Origin of the sequence: Flavobacterium sp. Root935, assembly GCF_001429295.1 — a bacterium.
GTDB lineage: Bacteria > Bacteroidota > Bacteroidia > Flavobacteriales > Flavobacteriaceae > Flavobacterium.
The window spans coordinates 1,366,987-1,388,775 of sequence record NZ_LMJL01000012.1 but is presented as its reverse complement, the minus strand read 5'-3'; the positions used below and the strand labels follow the sequence as shown (position 1 = coordinate 1,388,775).

The following is a 21,789-nucleotide window of genomic DNA, read 5'->3' as shown; positions in this document are numbered from 1 at the left end:
GATGATGAAAAAGATAGTATTGTTTATGGCATTTAGCTGCCTATTTCTGACTCCGGATAAATCAAAAGCGCAGTCAGCAGAAATTCAGCAGCTGATTTTGAATATTGAAAAGCTTTCCCAGTTCAAGAAAATTCTAAGTGACATGAAAAAGGGGTACGAGCTGCTTTCTGGTGGATACAAAACGGTGAAAGAAATGACTGAAGGAAACTTCAGCCTTCATAAAACTTTTCTAGATGCACTTATGCAAGTAAGCCCGGCTGTGAGGAATTACAAAAGGGTAGGAGAGATAGTGGAATATCAGATTTCAATCGTCAAGGAAAGCCGCAGCGGAATGAACCGATTTATAAAAAACGGAAATTTCAGCGGACAGGAAATAAATTACTTTGAGAAAGTTTACGGAAACCTGCTTGATGAGAGCCTGCGAAATCTTGATGAACTTACGATGGTCATAACAGCTGATAAGCTAAGGATGTCGGATGATGAGAGGCTAAAAGCCGTTGACGATATATATGAGCAGATGCAGGATAATCTGCTTTTCTTAAGAAACTTTAATGCCTCATCTAATGTGCTGGCTCTTCAGAGATCAAAAGAGAAAAATGATGTTTATGTCTCAAAGAGTTTTCAGGAATTTAAAGAGTAGAGTATGAAATGCCTATTAAACAAAAAAGCAGTTTGTGTGATGCTTATCATATTACTGCATCCCTGCAGAATAACAGCACAGGGACTAGGTGACGATATGAGTAGTCTTCATGGGGTCTTAGACCAGCTTTATGATGAAATGATGCCGTTGTGTTCTAATCTTATAGCAGTAGGGCAGGGAATAGCAGGCTTTGGAACTATATGGTACATCGCCTCACGCGTGTGGAGGCATATAGCAAGTACCGAGCCCATTGATTTTTATCCGCTCTTCCGTCCCTTTGTTATAGGATTCTGCATTATGATTTTTCCGTCGGTTCTGGCACTTATTAACGGAGTAATGAAACCAACTGTTACAGCTACTGCTGCTATGGTAACAGGCTCTAACAATGCAGTTGCTGTTCTGCTTAAAGAGAAAGAAAAAGCAATTAAAGAAACTGATCCATGGAAGATGTATGTCGGGGCTGCCGGGACGGGTGATCGTGACAGATGGTATAAATATACGCATGACGGTGCCGATCCATCTGATGAGGGCATGCTCGCAGGCATAGGCAATGATGTGAAATTTGCCATGGAAAAAGCTTCTTACAGTTTTCGAAATTCGGTTAAGGAATGGCTGAGCGAGGTGCTGAGGATTTTGTTTGAAGCCGCCGCCTTATGCATTGACACCCTTCGGACATTTCAGCTGGTGGTGCTTTCCATTTTAGGGCCGCTGGTATTTGGAATAGCTGTGTTTGACGGTTTCCAGCACACGCTCACTGTGTGGCTTGCCCGATATATCAATATTTACCTGTGGCTTCCCGTGGCCAATATATTCGGAAGCATAATTGGAAAGATTCAGGAGCTCATGCTCAAGCTGGACCTCTCGCAGGTGCAGGCTACAGGAGATACTTTTTTCAGCAGGACCGATATGTCATATTTAATTTTCATGATAATAGGTATCATAGGCTATTTTACGGTGCCTTCTGTTGCCAATTATATTGTTCACGCAGGCGGAGGAGGAGCCCTGGGGCATAAAGTGACAAGCATGTTTGGCAGTTCAGCTAATACTGTTGTCAGAACTTCATCAAATGCGGTTGGAATGGCTGCTGATGCAATGGGAGATGCGGATCGGAGAATGACCAGCAGCATGGCTGCGACAGCAGGAAGCAGTCCTTATTTTACTGATAAAGGAAACTATATGAATGACAGGCTTAAAGGAAATTCTAAACGGACTTAATAAAAGGAGCATATGTTTACCAAAATGAAAAACATTGATACGGCATTTAGATATGTAAGAGGTTTCACGATGCTTGTAATTGCAGGCTGCATCATAATAAGCTGCTATGCTGTCTATAAAAGTTTCCAGACAGTGAGCCTTATGCAGGATAAAGTATATATTCTGGCAAACGGCAAAGCGCTGGAAGCTTACGCTTCGGAAAGAAAAGATAACATTGCTGTTGAAGCAAGGGACCATGTGAAAACCTTTCACAAGTTTTTCTTTACCCTTGATCCTGATGATAAGGTCATTAAAACCAATATCACAAAAGCGCTATATCTGGCAGACGACAGTGCAAAACGTATTTATGATGACCTGAAGGAAAACAATTTTTATTCGGGTATTATATCAGGAAATATCAGCCAGACCATCCAGATCGACAGTGTGAGTATTTATATCCGAGAATATCCCTACCGTTTTAGATGTTATGCCAGACAGAACATTATCCGTACTACCAGTATTTTGAAAAGAAGCCTGCTTACAGAAGGTGCGCTTCGCAATGTATCAAGAAGCGATAATAATCCGCATGGTTTTCTTATCGAGCGGTTTAATACGATTGAAAACAAAGATCTTTCCGCAGAAACCAGAAAATAGAGATTTATGAAATCCTTTTTTACAAGACAGACTGAGCCTTTTGTGTATCACAAGTATTATCTGCTATTGCAGAAAAGATGGGCAGAAAAAATGAAGAGAGCCACAGATGGGTTCTCTAAAACAAAACTGATCTGGGGACTTCTGTTCTTTACGGTTTTGACATCGGGTTATTTAATTTATAACCTGTATAGGACATTTTATAAAGAAGCTGAGGTTCTAGCAGCTTCAAAAATTAAGACAATCAACTTGAAAAAATAAAATTATGCAAGAGAAGATAGTTTCTCCAAAGGAGTCTAAAAAGAGAAAGATGCTTTTAATGCTGCCTCTTATAACATTTCCATTTTTGACATTCTTATTTTATTCATTAGGCGGCGGAAGAATGGAATCCAAGATGGCAGGGAACGACGAAAAGAAAGGATTCAATTTCAATCTGCCGCTGCCTAAATTTAAAGAAGATTCAGCACTGGATAAGATGAGCTATTATGATCAGGCGGCAGTTGATTCGATAAAACTGCGCGAGCAGATAAAAAAAGATCCTAACTATAGTGATAATAAAGTGTCGGAAGATAAAGCAGATTCTTTTTCCACAAATGATTTTGAATCCCGCATGCTTCCAAGAAACAGATCGGCTTTTAATTCTCAGTCTTTTCAGGACCATAATGAGCAGAAAGTTTATGAAAAGCTCAGAGCTCTTGAAAAAGTAATCAGCCAGCCTGCAGTCCCGAGTTACGGTCAGGACATGAGGGAATTTGAAAATTACGGCACTTCTCGTGGAGAATCAGAAGAGATTAAAAAACTTGAAGGGCTAATGTCGACGATGAGCACGCCCCAGGAACCTGATCCGGAACTTCAGCAGTTAGGCGGTATGCTGGAAAATATTTTGGATATACAGCATCCGCAGCGCGTGCAGGAAAGGCTTAAGCAGACATCTGACAGCAAAAAAGGCAAAATATATTCAGTACAGAAAAAAGAAGCAGAGAATAACATAAGCTCACTTCAGCGGAATGCCGATTTGCAGAGCTCTTTGAAAACAAATGAATTTTATTCTCTGGACGACTCGCAGCCTGCTGAAGAAATACAAAATTCTATTGAAGCAGTTGTGCATCAGACGCAGACTATTGTCAATGGCTCGGTGGTTAAATTAAGACTTACGAATGATATTTTTCTCCAAGGAACAATGATACCCAGAAATACTTTTCTGTATGGTATGGCGGCTTTAAAAGGAGAGAGGCTGGAGGTAAAAATCACAAACATCCAGTACAATAATTCGATATTTCCCGTCGAGCTGGCTGTCTATGATATGGACGGGATTGAAGGCATCTATATTCCCGGAGCGATTAACAGGGATGTGGCTAAGGCATCAGCTGACAGATCCATTCAGACTCTCGGTCTTGCCGGGATTTCGGATTCATGGGGTGCACAGGCCGCAGGTATGGGTATCGAGGCTGCTAAAAGTCTTATGAGCAAAAAGGTAAAACTCATAAAAGTGGTTGTAAAGGCAGGGTATCAGGTGCTGCTGTATGATGAAAAACAAAAGAATTTAAAACCTTAAAAGAGAGAAAATATGAAAAGAGCGAATTATTTGTTTTTAATCAGCTTTCTGCTGGTTTGTGTTTCAGCTAATCCACAGTCAAACGCAAGGGAAACAGTCTTTTACGAAGACCAGTATAAAAATCTACAAGTAGGTTTTTCTAAAACCACAAGCATCGTTTTCCCTTATCCAATCAAGAGCATTGACAAAGGGAGCGCAGAAGTGCTTGTACAGAAAGCAAAAGGAGTTGAGAATATACTACTTGTAAAAGCTGCTAAACAGCATTTTTTTCAGACCAATCTGACAGTTGTAACTTCTGACGGGAAATTGTACGTTTTTATACTGAATTACGACAATTCCTGCCCGGACTTAAATTTTAAGGCTGAAAATGCAGTGTCTGCAAGCAGGGATGTGCTGTTTTCTTTAGAAAACGAAAATCAGAAAAGAATTGAACAGTGTGCTTTGGCTGCATATTCCAAAAAGAAAAAAATCAGTGGTCTAAAAAAATCAAAGTATCAGATCAGACTGGAGGTGAACGGCATCTTTATCCAGCAGGATGTTTTGTATCTGCGTGTTGTTTTTGAAAACAAATCAAAGATTAACTACGATATTGATCAGTTTCGTTTTTTTATCAGGGATAAGAGAAAATCAAAACGGACTGCCTCACAGGAAATTGAATTGGAGCCTTTGTATGCAACTTCATCGTATTCTGTAATTCCTTATAAATCTGAAATAATAAAAGTCTATGCCCTGCAGAAATTTACTATCCCTGAGAATAAGTATCTGACGATTCAGATGATTGAAAAAAACGGCGGAAGACATCTGGAAGTAGATATAAGTAATAGTCTGACTGATAAGGTATTTCCGATTACAGAATTCAATATTGACACTTTTTAATTTTAAAATAGATTATGATTATCAATCTGGCCGATACTGAAATGATGCTGTCGTTTGCCGAGGAAATGGCTTATAACGGCCATCGATTTGCTGCTTTTAATACTGATCTGGTAACAGATACCTATTCAATTGAGTTATTTAAAAATGCTTTGGAAGCAAAAGAATACTGCTATGAAATGACCACAGATGCAGACTATTATAAAAGTGTGCCGATAGAAGAGATTATAGCTGACTTAAGAGCAGTTTTAGCAAGCGGAATTAATACTTCCGAAAATGAAGCAATAGAACTGACTGGATTTGCCGAATGGGCAAGAGAAAGGAAAGAATTTTTAGGAAACAATTTAAATGAAAATGCAATGAATGAGAAAAATTTAGAATACCTGAAAGACCAGTTGAAATATACTGGATTTGGAGAAACGTTCGATGCTGAACTGCGAGAGAACATAATGAAGGGAGATAAGGATTTTAAAATCATGCACACCGGCATTATGAACAATGGTCTACCAAATAAGGATACCATAACTGTAGAATTAAATTTCAAAAGGTCTGAGCAGACAGATATGTATTTTTTTAATTCCTATCATGTCAATCTTCAGAAAGAAGAAAACAAACCTGGTCTGGAACAGACCTTCTACATCAACAAAGACAGCGCCAGCATTACAATGAAGGAGGCTTATAATTTGATGGAAGGCAGATCTGTCAATAAAGATCTTAAAAACAAAGAAGGGGAGAGCTATAATTGCTGGCTTAAAATTGACTTTAAACAATTTGACAATGGTAATTTTAAGCTGAACCAATACCATCAGAACTACGGATATGATCTGGAAGCAAGTCTGGCAAAACATTCAATCAAGGAACTGAATACGCCGCAGTATAAAGAAGATCTTTTGAATTCACTAAAGAAAGGAAATCTTCAGTCGGCAACTTTTGTTGTCGGTGGTGTTGAAAGTAAAATGTATGTTGAGGCAAATCCCCAGTTTAAGACTGTTAATGTTTATGATACAAATCTCCAGCGAATCAACCATCGAGAGAGCAAGGAAGAAAAGAAGGCTGAATCTCAAAAAGAATCAGTTTCTAAAGATCAAAAACAAAATCCAGATTCAGATGAAGGGGATTCAGGGAAGAAAGACAATAAAATAAAGAAAAGAAAAACTCCTTCACTTTAAAATTATGGAGACCTTAAAGCCTTTATCGGATTTTTTCACCGCAATAGAGAATGATTACCGGATTAGTCCGATGCATATTGCCATTTATGCAGCTCTATTACAATTTAGATCCGTTAAGGGCTTTATTAATCCAATTTTTGTATTCAGCTCGGAGATTATTGTTATTGCTAAAGTTTCTTCAGCAAATACGTATCATAAATGTGTCCAAGAGCTTCATCAGTATGGATACATAAAGTATAGACCATCTTTTAAAAAAAATCGTGGCAGTGAAGTATACTTTTTGTCTTCAGCTAATGCGGATATCTAAAGATTCTGCAATTAATAATTTTATGAAATTGTACTATGAATGAAATTGTAACCAAGGAAGATCTGAGACAGTTTGGTCTTCTTCTAGTAGATAAAATACAAGCTGTATTTTATGAAATGAATTACAGACAGAAAGAACCTTTGGAACCTGAATGGCTTAAAAGCAAGGCAGTGAGAAAACTGCTTGATATTTCAGCAGGTTCAGTTCAGAATCTTAGAACAAGCCAAAAAGTCCGTTTCAAAAAAGTGCTTGGCTCGTATTATTATAATAGAAAAGATCTTGAAAAACTTTTTGCAGATGAAAAAAGATAATGAATTAAAACAGAGAAATATTATGAACTACTTATCCATGTACATTGATGATCCCCAACTTAATGTCTGGCATCTATCAATTTTAACAGCCATATTAGGGTTAGGGTATAGGCAGGGGCAGAGAAGAAGGATTAAAGTCAGCCGCAGTAAAATTATGGAGCTGTCACATGTCAATACGCTGCCGACTTATCATAAGTATTTTAAACAGCTTCAGGATTTAGGATACATCAAGTATACTCCATCTTATCATCCAGGTTATAAGAGCGAAGTTAAACTATATAAAAAGAGACTATCTCAAAATATTTGAGGTAGTCTCTTTTGAGTTTTAATATATTTTGAAATTATTTATCACGAAGAAATGTTGTATTTCTTTTTGATTGCCTGAATTTCCTTTTCGAGCCTGCTGAGAACCGCCAAATCAGGTTTAGACATTTTGGACCCAGTTTTATTGAGTTTTTTATTCAGAATGGACATTTCACGTCCGATTGTGGCCTGCTCAGTTATAGCATATGCCTCAGTCTGTTTTACCGATGCATGACCCAGCAGTTCTTTCACTACATTAATAGGGACGTTATTATTTAGGGTTACCGTGCTTCCGAAAGTCCGACGGGCCATATGCGTGTTGAGCGTAAAAGGAAAACCGCACAATACTGCAACTTCTTTCAGATACTCGTTCATCTTCTGATTTGAAGAAACGGGAAGGACCGTACCGCGCTGAATACAGAGAGGATGGTCTTTGTAGTTTTCAATTATTTTTAGTGCCTGAGGAAGAAGAGGGACATTAAATGATGAATTGGTTTTCTGCCTTTCAGACATAATCCACAGGTTTCCGTCAATACCTTTTTTGATATCAGTCTTTTTTAATTGGTATGCATCGATATAAGCCAGTCCGGTGTAGCACTGGAATACAAATACATCTCTAACAACATTGAGCCTGTCCGTGGTAAAATAATGCCTTTCCAGTTCGTACAATTCCTGCGTGGTCAGCGGCTTCTTTACCATTTTAGTTTTTCTTCCCTTAAAGTTTTTAAAAGGGTCTTTATTAATAATTTCTTTATCAATGGCACTAATCACAATTTTTTTGAAATTTGCGATGTATTTAAGCGTGGTGTTGTTGCTACAGTCACGGACAGTTCTTAGATAAAACTCAAAGTCTTTTACAAACTCAAGATTTAAATCTGTAAATTCCATATCATCTCTTTTAAACTTAAATTGAATAAAAGCTGCTAAGTGGTTTTTAGTAATAGTAAATCTCTGCAGGGTGCCTTTCGCATAACCTTTTCCCAGAAGGGCCTCCATTTCTTCATTGTGTTTTTGAAATTCTTCTAATACCTTAATTTTTGGAGCTATTCTTCCAAGGACATGGTCCATAATTTTTTCAGCGGTTATAATTTTGCCGCTATACATCATTTCTGTTTTGATTTCATTGATTTTTAACGTCAGTGAATCCAGAAAGAAGTTTAAAGACTTTGCATCTTCTTTTAAGCCTACTGCGCGTTCGGACTTTTGGTCCCATCGGGTTATATCCCATTTTCTTTTAGTGGATGCCTCCTTGGGAACGCTGTCTACGGTTATTCTGAAATAAACCGTTCTAATTTTACTCTCATTGCGGGGTATTTTCAAAAAGAAAACTAACCCAAAACTGCTTTCTAACATAATTCAGCTTTTTAGATTAATAAATGTAGAATTATAGCATCAAAAAAACAAGTCGTTAACCTCGTTAACCCCTTTGTTTATAAGGGATTGTTTTAAATTCTGTGGCACATTTTCCCAGCACATAAAAGTGCCACGATTTTGCCATAGAAATTTTGAGCGGTTTTAAAAAATTTGAAAAGCAGTATAAAACAAAAAAACCTGCGAATCCTAGGATTTGCAGGTTTTACCACGTTTTTTATGGGTTTTTGAAAAGATTGAAAAACTTTCGTTTTGGCTTCTTTTACCCTTTTGGTGGGGAGAGCAGGATTCGAACTTTACGCCTGAAACCGCTGTATATGCCACTTTTATTTATGTCTTGAACCTCTGTGCACCGATTCTGCACCAAATTCATTTTTTTTGCTATTTCAATATTAAATCGTGCACAAAATTTAAATACTAACGAATTAACAGACAGTAGTATTATTCTTTTTTTGTATCACAAATATATTAAAAATACAGGATATTTCGCAATATGAAATTAAAGCTCTGGTGACAGTCGCAAAAAAAGTATCAACTCCATTTGTTCCAATAGATCAATTTGACACCAAATATTTTTCTAATTCGTGATAGTTACTTTAGTTGTTTTCTAATCTAATTTAAATAAATCTTGTTTTTATTAAGAGAAAGATCGTATTGATTTTTTAGACTGGTATTCAGAACTTTTATCTCCAAATCAGTTCGGCTTATTTTTCTTTTAAGATATTTTTCTATCATCAGGCTTGCTATCGGTCCGGCAATTGTTCGGCCTGCACCTCCGTTCTCAATTAAAATTGCGATGGCAATTTTAGGATTATTCTTTGGGGCAAACGCAACGAAGATCGAATGATCCTCTAACTGAACTCGTTTTCCATCTACTTTTGCAAAATTTTCTGCAGTACCTGTTTTTCCACAAATATCTATTCCTGAAACATTCAGACCACGAGCGGTTCCGTAATTATATACATCAAATAACCCATCAATAACAGGAAGGAAATTTTTTTCATCAATAGTAGTTATATGTTTTGTTGTAAATTTTGGGTCAATGGTTTGCCCGGTAATTTTCCGCACTATGTGTGGCGTATAATAATAGCCATGGTTTGCTATAGCCGCCATCATATTGGCGAGTTGGATGGGGGTCATTAAAACTTCACCCTGTCCTATAGCGTTTGATACGATAGTGGTACTTTTCCATTTCCTGTTTGGATAAATTTTGTTATAAGTTTCTGATGTTGGAATCTTACCTTTTCTTCCAATTGGTAAGTCATAGCCCATATAATTTCCTAAGCCAAAACTTTTTAAATAATTACCCCATATGTCAACGCCCTCAGATGGTTTTAAATATTTTTTTATAGTAAGCATATAAGCATTTCCAAAATATGTATTACATGAATTATAAATTCCATTATTGAGCTGGTGAGGGCCCGATCCATGACATTTCATAAAGCTGCCTCTTCCATAACTAAATCCATGATTACAAATAAAAGTTGTGCTTTCATAGATAACACCTTCCTGCAAACCGATTAAACCAGTCAGTATCTTAAAAGGTGAGCCTGGAGGATATTCTGCTAAAAGCCCCCTGTCGTATAAAGGCTTTGCAATTGAATCATAGTACAACTTTGTGTAGTTCTTTGATTTAGACCTTCCAACTAATAAAGCGGGATCATAGGATGGCGCAGTTACCAAAGCCAATATCTGCCCGGTTTTGGGCTCAATAGCGACAATTCCGCCTCTTTTGTTTATCATGAGTTGCTGCCCATAAGCTTGTAATTCTCCATCAATGGACAAATTAATATCAGAACCTTTAACAGATATAGTGTCATATTTTCCGTTTTTGTAAGAACCAATTTTTTTATTAAATTTATCTTTTTGAAAATATTTCACCCCTTTTGTACCTCTAAGGATCCGTTCATAACTTTCTTCAATACCTTGTTTTCCAGTTAAATCTCCATTTTTATAATACGAGTGTTCTCTTAATGATTCTTCATTTACCTGTGTTATAAAACCGAATATATTTGCTCCATAGTTGACTTCGTAATTTCTTAGCATCCTTTTTTGAAAGTAAAATCCTGGAAAGTTTCTCATTTTTTCCTGAAAAGCGGAAATTTCGCTATGATTTAATTGAGCAAGAAATAAAGAGGGAAGGCGAGTGCTAAATTTTTTTGCTTTGATTATACTTTTTATGAAATTATTTTTACTAATTCCTAATAATTTACAGAACTCTAAGGTGTCAATATTTTGGACTTCCCGAGGAACAACCATAATATCGTAAGAAGTCTGATTTGTTACCAGTAATTTTCCATTTCTGTCATATATATTTCCTCTTTCAGGTATTTCATATTCAATTTTTATAGAGTTATTTTCAGCTTTTAATTTAAAGGAATCATTTAAAATTTGTAAATAAAATATTCTTGCAATTAAGATCAGGGTGAATGCTATAACTAAAATGGGCAATAGTGATTTTCTCAAGGTAAAAACAGTAAGGATTAGGTTAGGATATTGAAATTATGATTTGGGGATAACATAAAGAGTAAGCCTATTGCATTAATTGTATCAATGAGGCTAATGGATTATATTAAAGTAATATCTTATGGAAAAAAAACTTAACTGTTATATTCCATAAGATACATACAATGCTTCTTTATTATTTGTTGCTGCTTGAAGCGGTAATTTTTCCTAATTGTAATCTAAAATCGGGTCTTTTAGCTTCAAATATGTCCACAAAGGTTTCCTTATTATCACTTTTGGAATGGACATTAAAAAATAAACTGTTGCCATACCAGTGTTCCAAATCTTCGTTATTGCTACTTCCTTCTGAAAGTATGTTTCCGTTACATAAATTGAAGTACATTTCTTCAAATATGATTTTCTTAAGATTAGTGTCATTTATTTGAGTTTTACCATCTAATAAAACCGCAGGATTAAATCCCGAAACCACACTGCGTTTCATTTCAAGCGAAGCATTTTCAGCAATGTAAATAGCTTCTTTTACCAAACCTGACTGAATATCAGCATTAATGTTGTCGCTGTCATTTAGCACTGTAATATTAGCAGCTTCAACTAAAGTCTGTTTTTTAGTAAAATCTGTTTCATTTTTATTTTCATATCCTTTTAACTCCAAACAGCGTGATCCGTCTTTGTTGCTTGACAAATAAGAAGACCTAACAGCCAGTGAATTATACAGACGACATTGAACTCCCTGAGTGAATTTATAATCATCATTAATTGATTTATAGGAAACAAATTTAGTAGCATTTACATCACCTCCATAGAAAGCAAAAGAGTTACCACCACAATAGCTAACCATTATATTTTCTAATATTGTCTGGTTGCCAACACCTGCGATTGTCAAACCATTGAAAGCATCAGCACCTTTAATATTTTTTCCGGCAAATTCGATCCTTACAAATCTTAAAATACCAGAATTTGATACTGAATTATCACCTCCGTAAGTAGTTAAGGATGGATCAAGATCCAGGTTGTAGGAGCCAATATTTCCAAATTTATTAATTGGCGCATCGCCAAGGAGTACAATACCTCCCCAGTCTCCTGCTTTTTTCAGGCTGCGGTTTGAAGTAAATACAATTGGGTCTGTTTCTAAACCCTCTGCAATAAGCTGTGCACCTTTTGTAACTACCAGCGTACCCTTGGTTTCAAAATCGCCAATGATTAAAGTTCCGGGTTCAATAGTTAAAACAGCATTGTTAGTAACATAAACGTTTCCTTGCAAAACATAAATATTCCTTTTGAGCAGTTTAGTGTTAACAGATATATTTCCTGCTAAAATCTGGTTAGCTTCTCCATACTCTACTTTATGAGGCTTGAATTCAGACCAATTGCTTAGCCAGTTTGTGTAACCAATGATTCCTTTTTCCTGTTGTGCGTTCATACTTGTAACTGTTAAAAGAACACAGATGATTTGGGTAATTTTTTTCATGACAAGGGGTGTTTTTATTAATTTTAAGTCTTGGGATTATTCTAAAATGGCATTTGTGATATTCAGTTTTTTTATAGATGAAAGTCACAACGCAGGTTTTTGCCCTAAGATTGGATGTGTTTTTATTTAGAAAAGGCCAAAGCCAATTTGTCATAGTTTTCTATAATAAAAAGGAAATTCCTTTAAAAAATATTAAAGAAAATAATAGAAAAATTCTGAATTTAAAATGAGGTAAGTATAACTTTAGAAAAGCTGATAAAGGTGCAGATGGGTATGACGCTGAATTTGATAGGTAGTTGCAATACCATATATTAAGCGGTTTTTGAAAATTTTAAAGTGTACTAATTTAGTAAAGTATGGTGCTTTTAAAGTACTGCTTTCTGACGTTGTAGCACGGTATTTAACTTTCTTTTTAACTATAAAATGCAAGTCAGACTCTTTAGCCTGACCAAAGGTTATAGGTGAAATTTTATATTTTTCGCTGGAAAAAAAGTTTACCTTAGTATGGGAAACAGCGGGTTCGACAGCCTGTTTACAGAATCCGGACCCGCTTATAAAAGCGAGCAGAAACAGTAAAATAACAGCTGTGAACTTATATTGTTTCATTTGCAGGTTTAGGATTTTGAAAAGAAAGGCTTGTTTGTTTGGATTCAAAGATAAAGATTTTTTTAAAAAGCGGGTTTCATTTCTTTGACAAAGTCATCAATTTATACTTCATTGAGGAATTTATATTGGGAGTACAGAAAAAAAATGATATCTTGAAATTGAAGTAGTAAAAACTTCTAAAATATCATTTCTCATATTTTTATAAATTTTATTCATTGTAATTATAATACCGTTTGCTAAATTTGTAAATCCTATGAAAAAATGGTTTATTAAATTTTTGCTTTTATTTATCACTCTGCTGGGCTCACATAATAATGTCAGCTCGCAGGTCTGCCATTTTCCTCATCACCACGTAAAATTGTTATTTCCTATAAAAGGAATTTCGAGTACAGAACACTATTTGGATAAAGGCCAGTCCTTCCAAACATTCAAAAGAAAAGCTTGTCTTCTTGACAATGAAGAAACAGAAGAAAACTTTTCTGCTATTGGAAAACAGCTTTCAAAGAGCACTTATTTTTTAAATTTTTTAGGTCGTACTAAATTAGCTGATCGCAGCGTTGCCTTTACTAAAAAGGTAAATTACTACAAAACTTTTAGTTTACTTTCTAATAAAGTATACATTCTCCTTCAGGTTTTCAGGATTTGATTTTTAATCCTTAAGTATTACAATTTACTTATAATGTATGTTTTATCCTTTGTATCATGTAGTTTTTTTCTACTGTAACAAAAGGATCAGAACTTGTACTGTCTTGTTTTAAGACTTTTTAAAAATCAAATAAATTTCCCTTTAAACATTTAAATTATCATGAAGAGAATCCTCATGCTTCTAAGTATGTGTGCTATGCTATTACATACAAGCTGCAACTCTAAAAAAGAAGAAGCGAAAGAAGAAAAAACTAAGTTTGTAGTTACCAATCCAATGGAAAAAGATACTACAATAACTAAAGAATATGTATCCCAAATTCACTCCATCCAGCATATTGAACTCAGAGCCCAGGAACGCGGATATTTACAAAAAATCTATGTTGATGAAGGCCAGGCGGTAAAAAAAGGCCAGTTACTTTTTAAAATTATGCCAACTTTATATGAGGCCGAATTAAAAAAATCTAAAGCAGAAGTAAGTTTTGCTGAGATTGAATATAAAAACACTAAAAAGCTGGCTGATGGCAACGTTGTTGCTCCGGGAGAACTGGCAATGGCAAAAGCAAAACTGGAAAAAGCCAATGCAGAAATGTCCCTAAGCCAGGTTCATTTACAATTTACTGAAATTAGAGCGCCATTTGATGGTATTATAGACAAATTTCACGTTCGTCAGGGAAGTCTGGTTGATGAAGGCGAGCTTTTGACAGAATTGGCAGATAACAGTTCAATGTGGGTTTATTATAATGTTCCGGAATCTGAGTACTTAGATTATCAGACCCAGGCAGATAAAGGAAATAAAATGAAAGTAAATCTTTTAATGGCCAATAATCAGAGATTTGCGTATCCTGGCAAAGTTGAAACAATTGAAGCCGACTTTGACAATGAAACCGGAAATATTTCCTTTAGAGCTACTTTCCCTAATCCAAAAAGATTATTGCGACACGGCGAAACCGGCAGTATCGAAATGCCGATTGTATTAAAAAATGCAATGCTGATTCCGCAAAAAGCCACTTTCGAAGTTTTAGATAAAAAATATGTTTATGTAATTGATAAAGATAATGCTGTAAAATCAAGAGAAGTTGTTGTCATGGCAGAGATGCCTCACTTATTTGTAATAAAGGAAGGTTTGTCTGTAAATGACAAGATACTTCTGGAAGGTCTTCGACTTGTAAAAGAGAATGAAAAAATAGACTACAAATTAGTGCAGCCTCAAGAGGTATTGTCTCATTTAGAATTATATGCAGAATAATCGAATCTTCAAAAAATTAAAAAAACATGTTTAATAAATTTATACATAGACCCGTTTTTGCAATTATAATTTCGATTGTAATTGTCTTTATAGGTTCACTCGCCATAAAGCAGCTGCCTATATCGCAATTCCCTCAGATTGCACCAACAACAGTAAATATATTTATAGCGTATCCGGGAGCCAGTGCAGATGTATTGGTAAAATCAACGCTGATTACCTTAGAGAATTCTCTTAATGGAGTTCAGGGTGTGCGTTATATGGCAACAGATGCAACAAGCGCCGGAGAAGCAACACTCAGAATAATATTTGAACCCGGAACAGATCCCAATCAGGCCGTTATCAGGGTTAAAACAAGGGTAGATCAGGTAATGCCATTATTGCCCGAATTGGTTCAGCGTGAAGGAGTTGTTATCACGCCAATCCAGCCCAGTATGCTAATGTATGTCAACTTGTATTCGAAAAGCAAAAGTATGGATGAAAAATTCCTCTATAATTATGCTAATGTAAAAATGATACCTGAAATTTCGAGGGTAAAAGGAGTAGCAAGATCGCAAATATTAGGAAGCCGTAAATATGCCATGCGGGTGTGGTTAAATCCAGACCGAATGAGAGCTTACAAAATTTCTGTAGAAGAAGTTATGGAAGCATTACAGGAACAGAGTATCATTGGCCGTCCTGGCCGATTAGGGCAAAGTTCGGGTATTTCAGCTCAATCTTTAGAATATGTTTTAACCTATAAAGGAAGATACAATGAACCCAAACAATATGAAAATATCATTATCCGAGCCAATGCAGAAGGGCAGAGCATTCATTTAAAAGACATTGCAAAAGTTGAATTAGGAAGCGAATTTTTTGATATTTATTCCAACTTAGACGGCCATCCTTCTGCGGCTATTGTATTGAAACAAAACTATGGAAGTAATGCAAGTGATGTTATCAATGATGTAAAAGCCAAATTGGAGGAAATGAAAGCTACTTTTCCTCCCGGAATGGATTATAAAATAAGTTATGACGTATCAAGTTTCCTTGATGCTTCTATCGATCAGGTAATGCACACGCTGCGTGATGCTTTTATATTAGTGGCACTTGTTGTATTTGTTTTCTTAGGAGATTGGCGCTCCACACTAATTCCTATTATTGCAGTTCCGGTTTCTTTAATTGGTGCCTTTTTTGTGATCCAGATGTTTGGAATGTCCATAAACTTAGTGACCTTGTTTTCATTGGTACTGGCTATTGGTATTGTGGTAGATAATGCCATTGTTGTCGTTGAAGCCGTCCATGCCAAGTTTGAAGAGTTTCCTCATATCACACCGTACCATGCCGTAAAATTGGTATTGGGCGAAATTGGAGGTGCCGTTATTGCTATTACGGCGGTTATGGTTGCTGTCTTTATTCCAATTGCATTTATGACCGGACCAGTAGGTACCTTTTATAGACAATTCTCGGTTACTATGTCGAGTTCAATTATAATTTCAGCAATAGTTGCGCTTACACTTACTCCGGTTCTTTGTGCTATTTTATTGAAAAATAATCATGGTAAACAAAAGAAAGGCAACATCCTGACCAAATCATTAGATGCCTTTAACAGATGGTTTGAACGACTGACAGGCAAATATGTAATTGTTTTGAAATCTATTGTAAGCAGAAGATGGCTGACCTTTCTAATCTTAATCGGATTTTGTGTGGCGATATTTGTTGAGAATCAGGTGCTGCCTTCAGGGTTTATTCCAAGTGAAGATCAGGGAACAATTTACGGAATTATTCAGACACCACCAGGATCAACTTTGGAAACAACAAATGAAGTGGCGCACAGGCTTCAGAAAATTTGTGAAGATGTTGAAGGTGTAGAATCTGTTTCTTCTTTAGCGGGTTATGAAATCATGACTGAAGGACGTGGATCTAATGCGGGAACTTGTTTGATCAACCTTAAATCATGGTCAGACAGAAAACATTCTGTTAAAGAAATCATGCAGGAGCTTGAAGAAAAATCAAGAAATCTTGGAGCAGTAGTTGAGTTTTTTGAACCACCTGCGATTCCGGGTTTTGGTTCTTCAGGAGGTTTTTCTATGCGTTTATTAGATAAAACGACAAGTACCAATTATCAGGAGTTTGATAAAATCAATAAAAACTTTATGTCTGAGCTAAGCAAACGCAAAGAACTGTCCGGATTGTTTACTTTTTTTGCCGCCAATTATCCGCAATATGAATTAGAGTTTAACAATGATTTGGCCATGCAAAAAGGAGTTTCTATCGGAAAAGCGATGGAAAACCTTAATATTTTGATAGGAAGTACCTACGAGCAGGGATTCATTAAGTTTGGCCGTTTTTTCAAAGTGTACGTACAGTCGGACCCTAAATTCAGAAGACTTCCGACAGATGTTTTAAATCTTTTTGTGAAGAATGATCATGGTGAAATGGTTCCGTACTCTGCCTTTATGAAACTTAAAAAGACACAAGGTCCTAACGAGGTAACACGTTATAATATGTATAATTCAGCTTCCATTCAGGGACAGCCTGCTAAGGGATATACAACTGCAGATGCCATTAAAGCCATTAAAGAAGTGTCGGCTAAAACCCTGCCTAAAGGATATGATATTGCCTGGGAAGGTCTTTCGTATGATGAGGCAGGCAGAGGAAATGAGTCGCTATACATCTTTTTAGTCGTATTGGCTTTTGTTTATTTTGTACTGGCAGCACAATATGAGAGTTTTATTATTCCATTATCGGTAATTTTATCAATACCTATAGGGCTTTTGGGATCTTTTGTTATACTGCAGCTGATGGGCTTGCAAAACGATATTTATGCTCAAATCGGACTTATTATGCTGGTCGGCTTACTCGGTAAAAATGCCGTATTAATTGTCGAGTTTGCAGTTCTCAAGCATCAGCAGGGCGCTACAATTCTTGAAGCGGCGATTGAAGGAGCAAAGGTGCGTTTCAGGCCTATCTTAATGACTTCATTTGCTTTTATTGCAGGATTGATTCCTTTGATTTTTGCTTCCGGTGCAGGAGCCATCGGTAATCGTACAATTGGAGGTTCTGCATTGGGTGGAATGCTTTTTGGAACCATTTTTGGCGTAATTATAGTTCCGGGATTATATTACATTTTTGGTTCATTGGCCGAAGGCCGAAAACTAATTAAAGGAGAAGAGGAAAGTTCATTATCAGATGATTTTATGCATCATGTGCATGATTTTTCAACAAACGATCAAACACAGGAAAATGAAGAATAACAAAAAAATAAAATACGCAGGTTTGTCTTTTATATTACTATGTTTTATAGGATGTAAAGCACCATCTGTAATGGAGAAAACAGAAAATAAAACCGTTCCGCAGGTTTATGCAGATGCTTCTCAGGATACTGTTAATACTGCCAAAATACAATGGAAAAATTATTTTACAGATGAGAATTTAAAAAACCTGATTGGGATTGCTTTAAAGAACAATCAGGAACTAAATATTACATTGCAGGAAATTGAAATTGCCCGCAGTGAAGTAAGAGCCAGAAAGGGAGAATATTTGCCTTTTCTTGGCTTTAATGCCGGAGCAAGTCTTGACAAATCTGGTCGATATACCAGTACAGGTTCGGGCGAAGCTACTACCGAAATTATGCCCGGTAAAGAAACGCCCGATCCTTTGCCGAATTATGGTTTTGGATTATCTGCATCATGGGAAATTGACATTTGGAACAAATTGCATAATGCACAAAAAGCAGCCTTAAACAGGTATTTAAGTTCTGTTGAGGGCAGAAATTTTGTAATTACTAATCTGATTGCCGAAATAGCAAATTCGTACTATGAATTATTAGCGCTGGACAACCAACTGGCAATTGTGAAACAAAATATCGATATTCAGTCCAATGCATTGAAAGTTGTAAAAATTCAAAAAGAAGCTGCGAGAGTTAATGAATTGGCTGTGCGTCGTTTTGAAGCGCAGATACTCAATACGCAAAGCCTGCAGTTTGATATTCAGCAGGAAATTTATCAAACAGAAAATAAAATTAATTTTCTGTTGGGACGTTTTCCTCAGTCGATTGTCAGAAATGACGATGTTTTTAATACTATCATTCCGCCTTTGATCCATGCCGGAGTTCCATCTCAATTATTGGAAAACCGACCTGATATTAAAAAGGCAGAGATGGATTTGATGGCAGCAAAATTGGATATAAAAGTAGCTAAGGCTAAATTTTATCCTTCTGTAGGAATTTCAGCGGGAATCGGATATGAAGCTTTCAATACCAAATATTTGTTGACTTCTCCAGAATCTTTATTTTATTCACTGGCAGGTGATTTAGTCGCGCCATTAATTAATAGAAATGCGATAAAGGCAAGTTATATTTCGGCGAATGCCAAACAAATACAGGCCGTTTATAATTATGAGAAGACTTTGATAAATGCGTATATTGAAGTCGCAAATCAATTATCTAAAATTAAAAACACGGCACAAAGTTATGATCTGAAATCGAAACAGGTTCAGGCTCTTAATGAATCGATACAGATTTCGAATAATTTATTTAGTTCAGCAAGAGCCGATTATATGGAAGTCTTACTGACACAAAAAGATGCATTGGAATCTAAATTTGAACTTATTGAAACCAAAAAACAACAACTAAATGCTTTTGTTACCATTTACAAAGCGTTAGGTGGAGGATGGAATTAATATTTTGAAATTACATCCATCAGAACACAGACCTTCGCAAAGGAAGGTCTGTTTTTTACTTCAAAATGATAATTTTAATTAGATCAGAGATATTAAATCCTTCGGGAAAATTGATAAAATAAAATGAATTTAGAAAAAACACTTATAAAAAAGGAGAACTTGGGAAATCTGGAGAAAGTACTTACCTCTTTACATAGCGATCACCAGCATTCATTAGAACTATGCTGGGCAATCAGGGTTGGAATTAAACAAAAAATTGCCCCTGACAGAATTAAAAATTATGCGGATTGGTATTACAGCAATGAATTGGCCGCGCATTTCGAGATGGAAAAGGAACATATTTTTCCAATATTGGGAATGGAAAATGAATTGGTAAAAAAAGCATTGACATTGCAGCGAAAAATAAAAAAACATTTTACAAAAAATATTTTAATTGAAAAATCATTAAGTAGGATTGAGGAAGATCTTGAAATACTAATACGATTTGAAGAGAGAAATATATTCGCATCAATAAGAAATAAGATGCCATCAAATCAAATTATAGCGAGTTTAAAAACCTATTCTCCTGAACCAAATAGCCAACAATGGAACGATCGCTTTTGGCAATAAAATTCGTTAAATCCTTTGATGACTAATTTTTCTACATTAAAAAAACAGAAAATAAAACATTAGCTTTTTAATATCTAATTTTGTTTATAATAAAAAAGACACAATTTAAATGGAAAGACGCAAGATAATACATCGAAACTACCTTAAACTTATACTTATATCTTCTTTTGTTGGGCTCTGTGGGGCATTGCTCGCTTTTTCACTAAAGAAACTTACTGATTTTTTTGAACATTATCTGTTTAATGCTGTCAGTAATTATTCAGTAGCAATAATTTTATTGCCAACTATTGGAATTACCGCTATTTATTTTTTAAGAAAATATGCATTCAAAAATCGCAAAAATAAAGGAATAACCGAAATTTATAAAACACTTGATCAACGCAAGGATCACTTGCCTTTATTTAAAATACCTTCGCATTATATTAATGGTTTTCTGACGGTAATATTTGGAGGCTCCACTGGTATAGAAGTATCTACTGTTGTAGCTGTTGCCACTATTGGAAACTTTGCCTACAAAAAAAGATTGTCAGCGCAAGTATACAAGAGAGAATTGATTTGCGCCGGAGTAACGGCAGGAGTTGCTATTTTATTTTGCAGCCCTTTGGCTGGTTGGCTATTTGCCCTGGAGGTTATCGCAAGAAAAATAAGCAAAACATTGGCTATTGCCTGCACTTCTTCGGCACTGGTAAGCTGGTTATTTATTTCTTTATTTGATAATAAACCTTTACTTCTATATACCATTGTAGATTGGAATTGGAAGGCCTTACCTTATTTTGTTATTCTAAGTCTTTTTGCAGCAGTATTAGCGGTTTATTTTACACTACTCGTCACCCGGATAAAAGGCCTCTTCGGAACCATTTCCAACAATTTCATGCGTGTGAATTTAGGAGCTTTACTTGTGGGACTATTAATTTACTTTTTTCCAGGCTTATATGGTGACAGTTACGATGCCCTTCGTGAGGTGCTGCATGAATCTGTAACAACCCCGAACGTTTCATTTTTTTTCTTATTAATTATCACTATTCTAAAGCCTCTGGCTGCCTCGCTTACACTTGGTGCTGGCGGCGATGGCGGTGTATTTGCACCAAGCATTGTTTCGGGAGCATTCTTAGGACTACTGGTTGCTTTTATTGGTAACAATTATTTTGGAACAGATTTAATTCCGTTAAACTTTGCCTTGGTAGGGGCAGCGGCTACCTTATCTGCTTCTCTTTTTGCTCCCTTTACCTCTTTGGTTCTGATATGTAGCTTACTGCCAAACGGATATTTATTGTTTGTTCCGATTTTGCTTGGAAGTTTAATTTCTTATTTGTTTTCAAAAAAGCTTTTGCCTTACAATGTTTATTCGTATGATTTTTATTTGACAAAAAAATACAATCAAATACTTTAGATATGTTTTAGGGATTTCCTGAGGTTGAATCAAATATATTCCCGAACCGCAAAATGAATACGCAACATCAGATCCTGATAAAGCCTTTGATGAATATCTTAAAAAAGGACATTAAAAAGGTGAAGTACTGTAATGTAGAAAATATATTGTTATTTGGCCGGAATTGTTTAGCTCAGACTGATTTTAAAAAAATGCTCAAATGAATAAAAATTATAAATATACAGTTCTGAAGATGAGTGTAGATCATAAATTTAAAAATTATATCTTTGTGACACAAAAGAAACATCTCAGCAATACCTTATTTGTTTTATGCTTTTGTGAGGCCA

Annotated in this window: 20 protein-coding genes; 16 read left to right on the top strand and 4 right to left on the bottom strand. The window is 35.8% G+C overall.

All coding sequences use genetic code 11. The features are described from left to right. The first annotated feature begins 4 nt into the window (after positions 1-4). Genes ASE40_RS20730 through ASE40_RS20685 form a run of 10 tightly spaced genes read left to right on the top strand, consistent with a single transcriptional unit; the run spans position 5 to position 7,007 of the window. On the top strand, positions 5-640 hold the full coding sequence (locus tag ASE40_RS20730) for a hypothetical protein (protein ID WP_057119882.1): 636 nt from the start codon (positions 5-7) through the stop codon (positions 638-640). A gap of 3 nt (positions 641-643) precedes the next feature. Beyond that, complete coding sequence (traJ, locus tag ASE40_RS20725; protein ID WP_082586848.1) at positions 644-1,855, top strand: conjugative transposon protein TraJ; 1,212 nt, start codon at positions 644-646, stop codon at positions 1,853-1,855. A gap of 24 nt (positions 1,856-1,879) precedes the next feature. Then, the gene (gene traK, locus ASE40_RS20720) at positions 1,880-2,488 is read left to right on the top strand and encodes a conjugative transposon protein TraK (protein WP_241774397.1); all 609 of its coding nucleotides are present in this window, start codon (positions 1,880-1,882) and stop codon (positions 2,486-2,488) included. Between the two features lie 6 nt (positions 2,489-2,494). Continuing rightward, entirely contained in the window at positions 2,495-2,746 is a 252-nt protein-coding gene (locus tag ASE40_RS20715) for a hypothetical protein (protein WP_057119389.1), read from the top strand. Positions 2,747-2,750: 4 nt separating this feature from the next. Next, positions 2,751-4,040, top strand: coding sequence for a conjugative transposon protein TraM (traM, locus tag ASE40_RS20710; RefSeq protein WP_057119385.1), 1,290 nt, complete (start codon positions 2,751-2,753; stop codon positions 4,038-4,040). 12 nt (positions 4,041-4,052) lie between these two features. After that, positions 4,053-4,916, top strand: coding sequence for a conjugative transposon protein TraN (gene traN / locus ASE40_RS20705; protein WP_057119383.1), 864 nt, complete (start codon positions 4,053-4,055; stop codon positions 4,914-4,916). A gap of 14 nt (positions 4,917-4,930) precedes the next feature. Next, positions 4,931-6,082, top strand: coding sequence for a hypothetical protein (locus ASE40_RS20700; protein WP_082586847.1), 1,152 nt, complete (start codon positions 4,931-4,933; stop codon positions 6,080-6,082). Positions 6,083-6,086: 4 nt separating this feature from the next. After that, on the top strand, positions 6,087-6,389 hold the full coding sequence (locus tag ASE40_RS22425; RefSeq protein WP_057119380.1) for a hypothetical protein: 303 nt from the start codon (positions 6,087-6,089) through the stop codon (positions 6,387-6,389). A 35-nt stretch (positions 6,390-6,424) separates the two neighbouring features. Further along, the gene (locus ASE40_RS20690) at positions 6,425-6,700 is read left to right on the top strand and encodes a helix-turn-helix domain-containing protein (protein ID WP_057119377.1); all 276 of its coding nucleotides are present in this window, start codon (positions 6,425-6,427) and stop codon (positions 6,698-6,700) included. After that, positions 6,687-7,007 (top strand): hypothetical protein, encoded by a 321-nt coding sequence (locus tag ASE40_RS20685; protein WP_057119374.1) that lies wholly within the window; start codon positions 6,687-6,689, stop codon positions 7,005-7,007. The genes ASE40_RS20690 and ASE40_RS20685 overlap by 14 nt, the downstream gene beginning before the upstream one ends. 41 nt (positions 7,008-7,048) lie before the next feature. Here the strand turns inward: ASE40_RS20685 and ASE40_RS20680 are convergent, their stop codons facing one another. The 4 genes from ASE40_RS20680 to ASE40_RS20665 form a co-directional block, all read right to left on the bottom strand. Continuing rightward, entirely contained in the window at positions 7,049-8,356 is a 1,308-nt protein-coding gene (locus ASE40_RS20680) for a site-specific integrase (protein ID WP_057119371.1), read from the bottom strand. Between the two features lie 630 nt (positions 8,357-8,986). Continuing rightward, positions 8,987-10,840 (bottom strand): penicillin-binding protein 2, encoded by a 1,854-nt coding sequence (gene mrdA, locus ASE40_RS20675; RefSeq protein WP_057119370.1) that lies wholly within the window; start codon positions 10,838-10,840, stop codon positions 8,987-8,989. A gap of 175 nt (positions 10,841-11,015) precedes the next feature. Further along, positions 11,016-12,308 (bottom strand): hypothetical protein, encoded by a 1,293-nt coding sequence (locus ASE40_RS20670; protein ID WP_057119367.1) that lies wholly within the window; start codon positions 12,306-12,308, stop codon positions 11,016-11,018. Between the two features lie 243 nt (positions 12,309-12,551). Continuing rightward, a complete protein-coding gene (locus ASE40_RS20665; protein ID WP_241774396.1) occupies positions 12,552-12,962 on the bottom strand; it encodes a hypothetical protein in 411 nt (136 codons plus the stop codon). Between the two features lie 205 nt (positions 12,963-13,167). On the opposite strand from ASE40_RS20665, the gene ASE40_RS20660 reads away from it, so the two are divergent. The 6 genes from ASE40_RS20660 (at position 13,168) to ASE40_RS20635 (ending at position 21,463) form a co-directional block, all read left to right on the top strand. Further along, entirely contained in the window at positions 13,168-13,560 is a 393-nt protein-coding gene (locus ASE40_RS20660) for a hypothetical protein (protein WP_057119362.1), read from the top strand. 159 nt (positions 13,561-13,719) lie between these two features. Further along, positions 13,720-14,805: an efflux RND transporter periplasmic adaptor subunit gene (locus ASE40_RS20655; RefSeq protein ID WP_057119358.1), complete on the top strand. Its 1,086-nt coding sequence runs from the start codon at positions 13,720-13,722 to the stop codon at positions 14,803-14,805. 26 nt (positions 14,806-14,831) lie between these two features. Beyond that, positions 14,832-18,038, top strand: coding sequence for an efflux RND transporter permease subunit (locus ASE40_RS20650; RefSeq protein WP_057119355.1), 3,207 nt, complete (start codon positions 14,832-14,834; stop codon positions 18,036-18,038). Beyond that, positions 18,028-19,464 (top strand): TolC family protein, encoded by a 1,437-nt coding sequence (locus ASE40_RS20645; protein ID WP_057119352.1) that lies wholly within the window; start codon positions 18,028-18,030, stop codon positions 19,462-19,464. The genes ASE40_RS20650 and ASE40_RS20645 overlap by 11 nt, the downstream gene beginning before the upstream one ends. Before the next feature lie 123 nt (positions 19,465-19,587). Beyond that, a complete protein-coding gene (locus ASE40_RS20640) occupies positions 19,588-20,073 on the top strand; it encodes a hypothetical protein (protein ID WP_057119350.1) in 486 nt (161 codons plus the stop codon). A 109-nt stretch (positions 20,074-20,182) separates the two neighbouring features. Further along, positions 20,183-21,463 carry a chloride channel protein gene (locus ASE40_RS20635; protein ID WP_057119348.1) on the top strand — a complete coding sequence of 427 codons (1,281 nt, stop codon included), beginning with the start codon at positions 20,183-20,185 and terminating at the stop codon, positions 21,461-21,463. Positions 21,464-21,789: the final 326 nt, after the last annotated feature.